Origin of the sequence: Neolewinella agarilytica (assembly GCF_900110645.1) — a bacterium.
Lineage (GTDB): Bacteria > Bacteroidota > Bacteroidia > Chitinophagales > Saprospiraceae > Neolewinella > Neolewinella agarilytica.
Genome location: NZ_FOFB01000004.1, coordinates 56133 through 69260 on the forward strand (window position 1 = coordinate 56133; position 13128 = coordinate 69260).

General features: G+C 52.7%; 11 protein-coding genes and 1 tRNA gene. 7 read left to right on the plus strand and 5 right to left on the minus strand.

Annotated elements, in window-relative coordinates:
- Positions 1-18 precede the first annotated feature (18 nt).
- The 5 genes from arsB (at position 19) to BM123_RS04875 (ending at position 5403) form a co-directional block, all read left to right on the plus strand.
- The gene (arsB, locus tag BM123_RS04855; RefSeq protein WP_090165880.1) at positions 19-1065 is read left to right on the plus strand and encodes an ACR3 family arsenite efflux transporter; all 1047 of its coding nucleotides are present in this window, start codon (positions 19-21) and stop codon (positions 1063-1065) included.
- Positions 1066-1331: 266 nt separating this feature from the next.
- Positions 1332-3449, plus strand: a complete 2118-nt coding sequence (gene metG, locus BM123_RS04860; RefSeq protein ID WP_090165882.1) for a methionine--tRNA ligase — start codon at positions 1332-1334, stop codon at positions 3447-3449.
- A gap of 146 nt (positions 3450-3595) precedes the next feature.
- Positions 3596-4261, plus strand: a complete 666-nt coding sequence (locus BM123_RS04865; RefSeq protein WP_090165884.1) for a phosphatase PAP2 family protein — start codon at positions 3596-3598, stop codon at positions 4259-4261.
- Positions 4262-4446: 185 nt separating this feature from the next.
- Positions 4447-4520, plus strand: a tRNA-Glu gene (locus BM123_RS04870).
- A 466-nt stretch (positions 4521-4986) separates the two neighbouring features.
- Positions 4987-5403: an Hsp20/alpha crystallin family protein gene (locus tag BM123_RS04875; protein WP_090165886.1), complete on the plus strand. Its 417-nt coding sequence runs from the start codon at positions 4987-4989 to the stop codon at positions 5401-5403.
- A 99-nt stretch (positions 5404-5502) separates the two neighbouring features.
- On the opposite strand, the gene BM123_RS04880 is transcribed toward BM123_RS04875, so the two are convergent.
- The 4 genes from BM123_RS04880 to BM123_RS04895 form a co-directional block, all read right to left on the minus strand.
- A complete protein-coding gene (locus tag BM123_RS04880; protein WP_090165888.1) occupies positions 5503-6939 on the minus strand; it encodes a DUF389 domain-containing protein in 1437 nt (478 codons plus the stop codon).
- 65 nt (positions 6940-7004) lie between these two features.
- Positions 7005-7658, minus strand: coding sequence for an ABC transporter ATP-binding protein (locus tag BM123_RS04885; RefSeq protein WP_090165890.1), 654 nt, complete (start codon positions 7656-7658; stop codon positions 7005-7007).
- Between the two features lie 86 nt (positions 7659-7744).
- Positions 7745-8602, minus strand: coding sequence for a formyltetrahydrofolate deformylase (gene purU / locus BM123_RS04890; protein ID WP_090165892.1), 858 nt, complete (start codon positions 8600-8602; stop codon positions 7745-7747).
- Positions 8603-8717: 115 nt separating this feature from the next.
- Positions 8718-9173: a ferritin-like domain-containing protein gene (locus BM123_RS04895; protein ID WP_090165894.1), complete on the minus strand. Its 456-nt coding sequence runs from the start codon at positions 9171-9173 to the stop codon at positions 8718-8720.
- Between the two features lie 425 nt (positions 9174-9598).
- On the opposite strand from BM123_RS04895, the gene atpD reads away from it, so the two are divergent.
- Both atpD and BM123_RS04905 read left to right on the plus strand, forming a co-directional pair.
- On the plus strand, positions 9599-11110 hold the full coding sequence (gene atpD / locus BM123_RS04900) for a F0F1 ATP synthase subunit beta (protein ID WP_090165896.1): 1512 nt from the start codon (positions 9599-9601) through the stop codon (positions 11108-11110).
- A gap of 159 nt (positions 11111-11269) precedes the next feature.
- Positions 11270-11581 (plus strand): FoF1 ATP synthase subunit delta/epsilon, encoded by a 312-nt coding sequence (locus BM123_RS04905; protein WP_090165897.1) that lies wholly within the window; start codon positions 11270-11272, stop codon positions 11579-11581.
- A gap of 115 nt (positions 11582-11696) precedes the next feature.
- Here BM123_RS04905 and BM123_RS04910 read toward each other — a convergent pair whose 3' ends face one another.
- The gene (locus BM123_RS04910) at positions 11697-12950 is read right to left on the minus strand and encodes a hypothetical protein (protein WP_090165899.1); all 1254 of its coding nucleotides are present in this window, start codon (positions 12948-12950) and stop codon (positions 11697-11699) included.
- Between the last annotated feature and the right edge of the window lie 178 nt (positions 12951-13128).

A 13128-nucleotide genomic window follows, 5' to 3' on the forward strand; every position in this document is an offset into this window, starting at 1 on the left:
ATAGAATCGTTCGGTAATATGAGTAATAAAAAACTAAGCTTTCTCGATAGCTACCTGACGCTGTGGATCTTTGTCGCCATGGCCATTGGGGTAGGGCTGGGATATTTTTTTCCGGGTATTCCTACTTTCATTAATTCCTTCAGCAGCGGTAGTACCAATGTGCCGATTGCAATTGGCCTGATTCTGATGATGTATCCTCCACTGGCTAAAGTGAACTATGCCCTGCTACCCAAAGTCTTCAGAAACACCAGGGTTTTGTCCGTTTCCCTATTGCTCAACTGGGTGGTTGGGCCGGTACTGATGTTTTTGCTGGCCATCACTTTCTTACGAGACTATCCTGAATATATGGTGGGGCTGATCCTTATCGGTCTGGCCCGTTGCATTGCCATGGTGCTGGTTTGGAATGACCTGGCTGACGGCAGCAGCGAGTACGGCGCCGGACTGGTTGCCCTGAACAGCATTTTTCAGGTGTTCGCTTACAGCTTTTACGCCTGGATTTTTATCACGGTACTGCCTCCTTACTTTGGTTTTGAGGGGGCGATTGTGGACATTTCCATTGCCACCATCGCCGAAAGTGTAGCCATCTATCTTGGCATTCCCTTCCTGGCGGGTATTCTGAGCCGGATCCTGCTGGTTAAGCTCAAAGGAGAGCAGTGGTATACTGAGCAGTTCATTCCCGCTATTTCTCCGATGACGCTGATCGCCCTCTTGTTCACCATCGTAGTTATGTTTTCGCTGAAGGGGGAGTTGATCGTAAAAATCCCGCTGGATGTGCTCATCATTGCCGTGCCACTACTGATCTACTTCACCCTGATGTTCATTATTGGCTTCTTTGTTACCCGGGCTGCCGGGGCAACTTATGACAAGACGGCTGCGGTAGCCTTCACCGCCGCGGGCAATAATTTTGAGCTGGCCATTGCGGTAGCCATCGCGGTCTTCGGGCTGAATTCCGGGCAGGCATTTGCCGGCGTTATCGGCCCCCTGGTGGAAGTGCCGGCACTGATCTTGTTAGTACGGGTTTCCTTCTGGCTGCGGGAGCGATATTACGGTAAGGCAAGCGCTTAGAACCGGAAAAGGATTTTGTGCCAAAGGGCTTGCCTTGCACCTGCGTACGCGGCTAAACCTGCAGAAGTCTCCGCGCCCAACACTTCCCTTTGAGCTGGTGACCGTCTTTTCTGTAGGGAAAACTTTTTCATCGCTTTAAACCGTTGTCCTCCTTGCGTACCTTCGCGGCTTATGAGTCAAATAGTCAGAGAGTCAAGCAGTCAGGCAGTAGCTACCGCGTTTGACTTTCTGACTGCTTGACTTTCTGACTGCTTGACTAATAGACTATGAAATCTCTCCTCACCTCCGCTCTCCCTTACGCCAATGGTCCGCTCCACCTGGGGCACCTGGCTGGCGCGTACTTACCCGCTGATATATACGCCCGTTACCTGCGGCTGATGGGCCGGGAAGTGCTGTGGGTTTGCGGGTCGGATGAGCACGGTGCGGCGATTACCCTTCGTGCCAAGAAAGAGGGCATCGACCCCCGGGATATTATCGATAAATACCATGCCCTGAATAAAGGCAGCTTCGAGGCCCTGGGGATCAGCTTCGATTATTACCACCGGACGAGCGCGCCACTGCATCACGAAACGAGTCAGGAGTTTTTCACGAAACTACTGAAGCGGGGCGATCAGTTTGAGATCAAAACCACCGAGCAGTACTACGATCCGGAGGCGAATCAGTTTCTGGCCGATCGCTACATCAAGGGAACCTGCCCGAATTGCGGTTCCGAAAATGCTTTTGGCGATCAGTGCGAAAACTGTGGCAAAGACCTTTCCCCCACGGAACTCATCAACCCGGTGTCCACCATCAGTGGCGCTAAGCCTGAACTGCGGGAGACCAAGCACTGGTTCTTCCGGCTGGATGAGCACGAAACCTGGCTGAAGGAATGGATACAGACAGGAAAGGTCGATGGCGTGCAACTGCACGACCCTAAAGACTGGAAAAAACACGTGGTGGGGCAATGTATGAGCTGGCTGGATGGAGGCCTGATGCCCCGGTCCATTACCCGCGATCTTGACTGGGGTATCCAGGTGCCTGACGCGCCAGGTAAGGTGTTATACGTTTGGTTCGATGCCCCGATCGGCTACATCTCCAGCACTAAGCAGTGGGCCATAGAAAACGGTGGTAACTGGGAAGACTGGTGGAAAGGCGACGACAGTGAACTGGTACACTTTATTGGTAAAGACAACATCGTTTTTCACTGCATCGTCTTCCCGGCCATGCTGAAGGCCCACGGCGAGTATAATCTGCCGGTTAATGTACCGGCCAACCAGTTCCTTAATTTTGAAGGAGACAAATTCTCCAAGTCGAGAGGGTGGGGCATTGAACTGCAGGAATACGTGGAAGAGTTTAAAGACTTCCCGAACAGCGAAGACGCCATCCGCTGGGCGCTGATCCGAAACCTGCCCGAACAGCAGGATGCAGACTTTACCTGGGACGGGTTTACTGAATACCACGATAAAGACCTGGCGGATAAGCTGGGCAACTTCATTAACCGCGTGACGGTGCTGACGCACAAGTATTTCGGTGGCCGGGTGCCGGAGGGGGCGCATACGCAGGTGCAAAGTGAGGTGACGGAAGCCGTGTACAAGATCGGACAGGACATCGAAGCCTTCCGCTTTAAGGATGCGGCTACCTCTTTCGTGGAGCTGGCTTCTTTCGGTAATACTTACCTGCAGGATGCCGCGCCCTGGAGCCTCTTCAAGGCTAACCCCGATGACCCCGCCATCGCCGAAACGATGTACCACTGCGCCCAGATCGCTGCCGCACTGGCGCTGACCTGTACGCCCTTTATTCCCTTCTCGGCTGACCGCCTGCGGGCGGTCCTTAACCAGATCCCGGCAACGAACGGAGACTGGCAGCTGGCGATGGATACCCTGGCCGCAGGCCGCCCACTCTTGCCCTCAGGGCACGAACTGGGCGAAGCCGGCGTCCTCTTCCCCAAGATCATCGACCGTAAAGACGACAGTCGCAACGCTATCATCCAGAAGCAACGGGATAAGATGGCTGCAGTGCTGGCCGCTAAAACCGAAACCGATGCAGCTCCTGAGCAGGAAGCCCGAGAAGCATTCAAGCCGGAAATGACCTTCGACGATTTCCTGAAGATGGACCTTCGCACCGCTACTATCCTTACCGCTGAAAAGGTAAAGAAGTCCAGCAAGCTGCTCCACCTGACCATTGATCTGGGCAGCGAGCAACGCTCGGTCGTCTCTGGTATCGCGAAGCACTTTACACCGGAGGAAGTGGTGGGCCGGCAGGTCGTATGCGTCACTAACCTCGCGCCCCGCAAAATGGCGGGAGTCTTAAGTGAAGCCATGATCCTGATGGCAGAAGACGGAGAGGGCAAATTGGTATTCGTGAGCCCGCCGACAGGGTTTGGGAACGGATGGACGGTTCGATAGGGTCGACCGGCTGACCACCCAAAGCAAGCATATTTGGTGCAGGACGTGGAAGCCTTCCGGGGTGACTGTTCCGGATAGGTAGGTGATTCCTTTTCAAAAGTCGGGGATTGGCTAAACAATCAGAAGAGACTTTCCGCTAGAGGAGTATGCCCTATCAACTTCGTCCGGTTCGGGAAGTAAGCCTGCTGCTGGCTGGCCTTAGTCTGATCGCTATTGCTGTATATGTGGATGGCAAAGACACCCGGCCGATTCGGGTGGGGAATCTCCGCAACCCCCATGCGGGGTCCCGCAACCCACTCGATGCGCTGGCCTTTAGGACGCCCGACCCGGCCGCAGCGGCACTGGCGGATATTGGCCTCTACGGTGGCCCAACCTTGCCCCTTCTACTTTCCCTGCACCCGCGTACGCGCCGCCAGTACCCCACAATTCTGCTGATCTGGCTGGAAACGATACTGCTCAATTTTGCGATTACGAGCCTGCTCAAAAACACCGTTAGTAGACCCCGCCCTTACGTGCTTAACCCTGATTTTGACGCCCGGCACGAGCTAAGCCGCAATGACCGGGCTGCGTTTCTGTCCGGCCATACTTCCCATGCGGCGGCGGGATCCCTGCTCTTCGCAGAACTGGTGACGAGCTATGCGGAAAAAGAACTGGTGTCAATTACTACTTACTCACTGAGTGGATTTCTGTCTGGCTTGACGGCCTACCTGCGCGTAAAGGCAGCCAAGCATTGGCCGACAGATGCACTGGCCGGATTAATATTGGGCGCAGTGGTAGGTTGGTTGGTGCCCCGCCTGCACCGAACCCCCTGATTTTTTTAGATCAGCCGCAACTAATCATTGCTGACAGACCATTTATCTCCCGCAGCCAATGGGCTGCAGATCTTCACGATAGTGAGAGTACGGGTTACTTCTCCTGGTTGATTGTCCCTCATGGGGGCATAGGTTCGATTCCTGAAGCGCTTCGGCGCATCCCGTCTCGTTTTCTTCGTGATTTTGCTCCTGTCGTCTAAACGGTTCAGGATCTCCGGCTTTCTACCGGAGGATACGGGTTCGAATCCCGTCGGGAGTACTTTGTGGTAGTGAGTGTTGGCGTTACTTCGAAATTTAATCCGGAAGTAGAAGGTTCGATTCCTTCCTGTGGCCTTGCGCTGTGGTAGCTCAATGGTGAGAGCGCCGGACTCCAAAAGCACGCCGCTCGTTTTTCTCCACAATACTATGGCCCTCATCCGATGTTATCGGGTGGGGGCTTTGTACTGTTTGGCGCGCCCGCAGGTGCAGGGTTTATCTCAGGGCAATGAATGGCCATGCCCAACCAAGTGGATGCGAGAGGGAGAAAATCGCTTGTTTCCAGATCCTTTTTTGTCCTAATCCCCACGGAGACCTGCCGGAGCAAGTCAAAATGCAATAAACAGAAGACAAAATGTCACTTGTTTTGGAAAAAGCAAGACAAAATGTCGTGCATTATTGTGTGGAACACCCTTTGCCTATTCCCCACCGTGCAGCATTGCACCCCAAACCATAAAAACCAATAAACGATGAAACTCATCAATTATAACCGCCCTTTCCCAACCAACTTCGCTCGTTTCTTTGATGATCACCGGACGATGGCTACTGACGCGTACCGCCCTGCAGTGAATATCACGGAGACTGATGAAGTCTTCGAACTGGAACTGTTAGCTCCAGGTCGTGAGAAAGATAATTTTAATATTGCCTTCAACGAAGGTGTACTAGAAATCACTTACACCACGCCAACTACTGACGAGGATAGTAAGCCACGTTTCCGCCTGAAGGAATTCCGCCTGGCGGATTTCACCCGCCGCTTTAAGCTCGACGCCAAAATGATTAAAGATGAGGCCATTGACGCCTCTTATATCAATGGTGTTTTGCGTCTGACCCTGCCTAAGCGGGAAGAGGCTTTACCCAAGCCACCCCGTCAGATTGCGGTTGGCTAAGAGCCATGACTTATATTGAATTGAATAGACAAATTTTCCGGCCCGAAGCACCCCTTCGGGCCTTTTTTAGGTCAAATCTCATCCGCCAGCGTACACCGGTTACTGATCTTCAATAACGAGCACGATGGTGTCAACTTCCAGCTCGACTTTCAGGAACTCCATCAGGCGTTCGCGGGTGGATCTTAGCTGGGAGGTGGTGGGGCGTCGTCCGGGCCAGCTTCGTTTGAGCGCGATGAGTGGAATGGCGGACACAGATGAAGAGTCCAGCGTTGGAAGCCGAGCCATATGGACAGCGTCTACCTCGGTGAAAGAGAGCCGGAGCTTTTTGGTCAGGTTTTTAGCAATAGCCGTGTCGGAGCGGGAGGCTATCATCTGATTGGTGAGTTGCTGTTGCTGCAAAACGAGCTGGCCAAGCCGTTGCTCAAGGTTGTTGATGCGGCCATCATGATTACTCATCGTTGATAGCTTGCCCTGAATGCCGGCCATTTCGGAAGCCGTGAAGCTGGTGTCCGTAACAATGCGGGCACCGGTCAATTCGTATGGCTTCTCCTGCAGAATGCGGGTGTAATACTGGATGCTGTCCCGGTCAAGCAGCCGGTCTTTAACCGGGTAAATCAATAGTGGCTGCTCATCGTTTTCCCGGTTCAGAAGGTAGGTCGAGCTGCTGCTGGGGAAATACTTTTCCGTAAACTGGCGGGCGGCTTTTTCCTGGCTCTGGTCCTCCAGTACGTCGGTCAGCACGTAGATGCCGGGTAAGATCATCAGTATACTGATGGCACCGATGATGAGTTGACTCTTTCGGGATTCCTGTTTGTTCACATATTTCCGATAGGGGAAGCGTAGCAGGCGGATGATCACGTAAGCCGTTACGGCGATGAAGAAGGAGTTAAGGAAGAAGAGGTAGAATGCTCTCCAGAAGACGGAAAAGCCCAGGTCTGGATCACTGAAGGCCAGGGTGATGCCGTAGCCAGCGACACATAGTGGTGGCATCAAGGCTGTGGCGATGGCTACGCCAGGTATGGCGTTTGTCTTATCCGCCCGGGTAACGGAGATGATCCCCGCCAGACCACCGAATACGGCGACCAGCGCGTCAAGGATGGTGGGTTCAGTACGGGCCTGCATTTCGTCCGTGAAAATATCGATGGGCGTAACGGCAAAGTAGAGCACGCTGGTCACCAGAGCAATGATGATGGCGATACCGAAGTTTTTGAGTGCTTGCCAGAGCAGGTCCCGGTCGTTAGTTCCTACCCCCAGCCCGACGCCCAAAATGGGGTTCATGAGCGGAGAGATCAACATGGCCCCGATAATGACGGCTCCGGAGTTGAGGTTGAGCCCAAGGCTGGCAATCATGATGGAACAGACCAACATCCAGGCGTTGGAACCCCTCATTAACTTACCGCTGATGATGGACTGCACGGCACCTTCCCGGTCGCTGCCTTCCCGCAGGTTCATGAAGTCTTTAAACCATTCCCGGATACTGTCTCCCGGGGTGACCTCAGTGCTCTCTGGTTTTGGAGTAGTTTCTTCTGCTAACATAAGTGGGCAAGATAGGTAAGGATTCTATTTTCCCCTTAACCTTTACTCCTTAATCCTTTTCTCCCTTACCCCTTAAGCACCCCGTCCACCATTTCCAGGCGGCGGTCACTCATACGGGCGAGCTCTTCGTTGTGGGTGACGATGATGAAAGACTGGCCAAAATCGTCCCGCAGTTTAAACAACAGGCTGTGCAACTCTTCGGAGCTGGCTGAGTCAAGGTTGCCGCTCGGCTCATCCGCAAAAACGATGGCCGGGTCATTGATCAGGGCCCGGGCAACAGCGATACGTTGTTGCTCTCCGCCACTCATCTGGTTGGGCTTATGCTCCGCCCGGTCTTCAAGGCCGAGGTAACGGAGCAGGCCAAGGGCCTTTTTTTCCGTAGCCTCAACGGGGGCTTTATTGATGTAGGCCGGAATACAAACATTCTCCAGAGCCGTAAACTCAGGAAGCAAATGGTGAAACTGGAAAACGAAGCCTACTTCTTTATTACGAAAAGCGGCCAGCTGCCGCTCTCCCAGACCAAATACATCCTGCCCGCCGATGGCGAGGGTCCCTCCGTCGGGCCGGTCGAGGGTGCCGAGAATGTGCAAGAGTGTACTTTTTCCCGCTCCTGATTTGCCAACGATGCTTACCACCTCTCCCTTTCCAATCTGCAGGTCTACACCTTTAAGAACCTGAAGGGTGCCGTAGCTTTTAGTAATGTTGTTTGCCTGGAGCATGAAAATTAAGTTAGGGTAGGGAAGTATTGAAGCCGCCAAGATAGCTGACGGCTAACTAATGCTCTCCCGGGGCAGCTTATTGCCGGTTAATTAAAAATCACCGTCCGGTTGCCAAAGGGTAATACCCGGTGCTGGAGCTGGAGATAGATGGCGCGGCTAAGGACCCGCTTCTCAACGTCTTTACCAATACGTTTTAGATCATTGATGCCGTGGCGATGGCTCACCCGTTCCACGTCCTGAGCAATGATGGGCCCCTCATCCAGGTCCGCCGTCACGTAATGGCTGGTCGCACCGATCAGCTTGACGCCGCGCTCAAAGGCGCTATGATAAGGCCGCGCACCTTTGAAGGCCGGAAGGAAGGAGTGGTGAATGTTGATAATGCGTGTCGCATAGTGGTCGCAGAAGTCGTCGGACAAAATCTGCATATAGCGGGCCAGAACGATAAAATCGGTCTGCAGTTCATCCAGTAAGACTTTTGTCTTTTGCTCTTGCTCCGGCTTGGTCTCCCTGGTGATCGGGATGTGGTGGAAAGGAATGTCAAACCGTTCGGCGATGTAAGCGAGCTTGGTGTGATTACTAACAATGGCCGTGATCTCACAGTCATATTCCCCCGTGCCGTAGCGCTGAAGAATATCGTAGAGGCAATGGCTTGCCTTGCTGACGAACAGAGCCATGCGCGGCTTCTGGTCCGTAAATTTCAGCTGCCACTCCATATTATAGGTACTGCCAATCAGGGTGGAAAAGTAGTCGCCGATCTTTTCTTTCGGAATCACGAAGTCCGTAAGATCCCACTCAATTCTCATAAAGAAATGGTTTAGATCCCGGTCTACGTGTTGGTCGAGGTTGGTGATATTTCCCCGGTTCTTATGGACAAACTCGGTCACTTGAGCAACGAGGCCCGGCTGATCGGGGCAATGAATAAGCAGGATGGCACTATTAGACAAGACTAAATAATTTGGGGCGAAGATAAGGTCATCTTTCGGAGCACCAGCCTAAAAAGAACAAGCCCCCGCCAGGATTAGTGACGGGGGCTTACAATTTCATTTCAGAAGAATACGCTTAGGCGGTCTCATAGGAGTTGGCCAGTTTGCGCATATCATTCAGTGAGCTGGTGATAGCGTCAAGTTGCTCCCGGAGCACGGCGCGGGCGGCTGCGGGAATCTTTTCATCGATGATCACGTCCTGATAGGTATTCAGGGCGCTTTCTTCACCGCGGATACACTCATTCAGAACGGCGACTTCGTCGTTGCCGGTAAAATTCGTTTTAAAGTCTATCCAACCACGGTGGACGGCGGCCGTTGGGCTGCCTCCTTCATTGACTTCGCCTCCGAGCTGCTTGATAAATGGCTTAATGGCATGGCCAAAGTCATAACGCTGCTGGCTGAGGGAGCGGAATTTTGTGGCCAGTGCTGCATTATCTACCGTATCGGCAGCTTGCTTAAAGCCGTTTTCACCGTCGTACAGGGTGGTAATAATGGTGTTCAGGGCGGAAATTTGATTACTAAAGCTACTCATAATTTAAATTGGTTTTTAGGGGCGTTTTACAGCCCTTTACATGTTGATAGTTAAAAGTCAGGGAGTTAGATGTGCGTTTGCTAATAATACGTGAAGGGCGGAGCCCATGTTCGGTGGTGGGAACTATTTTCTTGAGGAATAAGCTTGTGTCGGTACGGATACCTCAGCTGCTTTGGCGGCGCGCGCAGGTGCAAAGCGTGTGGATGGGGGCAAAGAGGGGACGCAGTTGCACGGGAGCTCCTTGCTCCTTGACGCTGCTTTGCACCTGCGTTTGCGCCCGAAAATTTTGCGTGGCTTAGTGCGCTTTTGACACAAAGCTTGAAATTCCAATGAATAAGCCGGCCAAAATCCTTTGTCACTTCCTTTAAAGGCCTTACTTTTGCGGCTCAATTAAGCAACCCCCCTCTACCACTAAGTACCCCTTCATGGCAAACATCGGTAAAGTAAAGCAGGTTATTGGTCCAGTAGTCGACGTAAGTTTCGCCGGCGAGAATACGGATCTCCCCGCTATCCTCAACGCCCTTGAGATCACCCGCCCAAATGGCGAGATCCTCGTTCTCGAAGTGCAGCAGCACCTCGGAGAAGATTCCGTTCGGACGATTGCCATGGAGGCCACCGACGGTCTTACCCGTGGCACAGTTGTAACGGATACAGGCCGCGCCATCGCGATGCCCGTTGGAGAAGCGATCAAAGGTCGTCTTTTCAACGTAGTTGGTGACCCGATTGACGGTATGCCTGCTGTACCTAAAGGAGCAGATGCCCGCCCCATTCACAACCAACCCCCTTCTTTCGAAGACCTGTCTACGGAAAAAGAACCTCTTTTCACCGGTATTAAGGTTATCGATCTGATCGAGCCTTACACTAAAGGTGGTAAGATTGGTCTTTTCGGTGGTGCTGGTGTAGGTAAGACGGTACTCATCCAGGAATTGATCAACAACATTGCTGTAGGTTACGAAGGTATCTCCGTATTTGCCGGTGTTGGTGAGCGTACCCGCGAGGGTAATGACCTCCTCCGTGAGATGTTGGAATCCAACATTATTAAGTACGGTGAGAAGTTCATGCACGACATGGAAGAAGGCGGCTGGGATCTTTCACTGGTTGACATGAAAGAACTCGAAGAATCGAAGGCTACCTTCGTATTCGGACAGATGAACGAGCCTCCCGGAGCCCGTGCACGGGTTGCACTCTCTGGTCTGACCATCGCAGAGTACTACCGCGACGGCGATCTGAGCGATCCTACCGGAGGCCGTGATATCCTTTTCTTCGTTGATAACATCTTCCGTTTCACTCAGGCCGGTTCTGAGGTATCTGCCCTTCTGGGTCGTATGCCTTCGGCGGTAGGTTACCAGCCAACGCTGGCTACTGAGATGGGTGTGATGCAGGAACGGATTACCTCCACCAAGCGTGGGTCCATTACTTCCGTACAGGCTGTTTACGTACCTGCGGATGACCTTACCGACCCCGCCCCCGCAACAACTTTTGCTCACCTGGACGCAACGACGGTACTGAACCGTAAGATTGCTTCCAAGGGTATCTACCCGGCCGTTGATCCGCTGGACTCTACGTCACGGATTCTCGACCCTGCCATCATTGGTGATGAGCACTACAACACTGCCCAGCGCGTGATTAACATCCTGGCCCGCTACAACGAGCTTCAGGACATCATCGCCATTCTTGGTCTGGACGAACTCAGCGAAGAAGACAAGCTGGTCGTTTCCCGCGCCCGCCGTGTGGAGCGTTTCCTTTCTCAGCCATTCCACGTGGCCGAGCAGTTCACTGGCCTGAAGGGCGTTTTCGTTGACATCAAGGATACGATCAAAGGCTTCAACATGATCATGGACGGAGAAGTGGATCAGTACTCTGAAAACGCTTTCAACCTGGTTGGTACCATTGAGGATGCCATCGCTAAGGGAGAAGCAGAAATGGCGAAAGCCTAGTAATGTTGTAGTCGTGTAGTTTTGTAGTAATGTAGTGCTGCCGCATTTTATAGTTATGGCAGATGTTATGATTACTACAGTCGCTACACTTCCAACGCCCGTCACACCTCCAATGACGGCACTACAAAACTACATTACTACAATACCACAATACTAATTATGAACATTTCTGTTCTAACTCCCGATCGCACCATTTTCACCGGCTCCATCAGTCAGGTGTCACTTCCCGGAGTGGAAGGCTCTTTCCAGCTGCTGGAAGGTCACGCTCCATTGGTATCTGCCCTTTCCGGGGGTAAGGTGACGCTTTCCACCGCGGGCGGTGAATATAAGTTCTACGACGAAGAAGCCAACACAATGGCTACGGGCAATGACGGTAATCGTACGATGACTTTTACCATTGAGCGCGGATTCGTTGAAGTTTTGAATAACGAAGTAAACCTGCTCGTGCAGGGCGCAAGAAACATGCGCTAATGTAAATGTTTAACGCTATAGAATACTCACGGAAACATTTTACTCCCCGGTTAGCTAAAGCTAATCGGGGATTTTTTTTGCGCAAAGAGCCGGGATGATTCCCTTCTGCAAAGCATCAGAACTCATAACTCCCAATTATACCTACGCGATAAAGGTTCAGCACAAACGTGTCATATACCCGCCGCGTAGCGGAGGCGCGGAGGGTGATGCGCCCCGGACCAATGATAACGCCCGCCCCGAAGGATAAAGAAAAGGCGTTGGTGTTGGCAAAATCGTAGGCCAGTCCGGTAGAGGTAATCATACCATTTTCAATTCGCTGGTTGAAGCGGCTTTCCCGGTAATCCAGAATCCGGTGGTAATGAGCGGCAGTTTCCAAAACGACGGGAAAACGACTACGGACCAGAATCGCTTCCGGGCCGAGTTGGAAGTGGATCGATCGTTCGTTGAAGAAGTACTCTTGTGAGCTTCTGATATTGGGGCTGCTGTCTTCGGTGAGTGGTACGCTTTTCGTTACCTCAAAGCTTTCATACCAGACGCCTAAGCGGACAGCGACGTCTCCGGACAGGCCACTAAAGCGATACGTCAGGTGGGCGCCAGCTGCGGGATCAGTAGAGGACAAACCGCTGAAGAAAATGGCGCCGGGTGCAATCTCTCCGTAATCGGGTGTACTGCGCACTACGCCAGCGTCTATGCCAAAGGACCAGCCTCCTTCGGTTCGGGGAAGCTCATAGGTAGCTCGTTCATTACTGCAGGCATAGTAGCGTTCAAAAAGCTTGATCAATGGTTCTTGCCGATATTTTACGCGGGATATTTCCAGTTCCAGCTTGGGGCAGTCGCGCAGGAGGTCAATTAGCTGATCCCGGAAAACATCCGGCTCGGTGTAGTAGGTTTTGCTGTATTCCTGATCCAGGAGGTAGCGGCCAAATTCGAGGTAAGTAATTTCTCCACCCCGTTTTTGGGCGAAAAAGTGAGTATTGCTTTGCTCGTCAACGTAGGAATAGAGAGAAACCGGCCCTTCCAAAAGCAGCATTATCGCTTTGGGGGATTGCTCAACGGATTTACGCTCGGGTTTCACGAGCTCCCTGGTGGCACGGGGGCTGGAGTTAACGGTGAGATCCTGCACGACGTACTGCCGGTTAGCTACGGTGAAGCTTTTCAGATCCGGGATGAAGAGCCGCTGAACTTCCTGGCTTCCGGCGGGTCTGAAGCGTAGCTGACGAATGCGAAAGCCCCAGCGGCGGTCATCGATTTTGCCCACCAGTTGCTCTCCGTCGGAGGTGGTAATTACGGCGGATTGCCAGTTGGATTGTGCCGCAAGACCAACCGTTAACAGTAGGAAAATGAGCGTGAAATAGTAACGGGGTAGCATGGTGAAAGATTAGCGGTGTAAGGCTAATCTAATGATAATCAGTGGAAGAGGAGTTGTAATGTGTCAAAATGCCTCCGTGAAGACAGACCCCGGGCGCGGGGCCGCAGGTGCAGGCAAAGGGTAAAAGCAGGGTGGGGTGTTGCCTCTTAACTCTCTTTTGCACCTGCGCTGCGGCGCC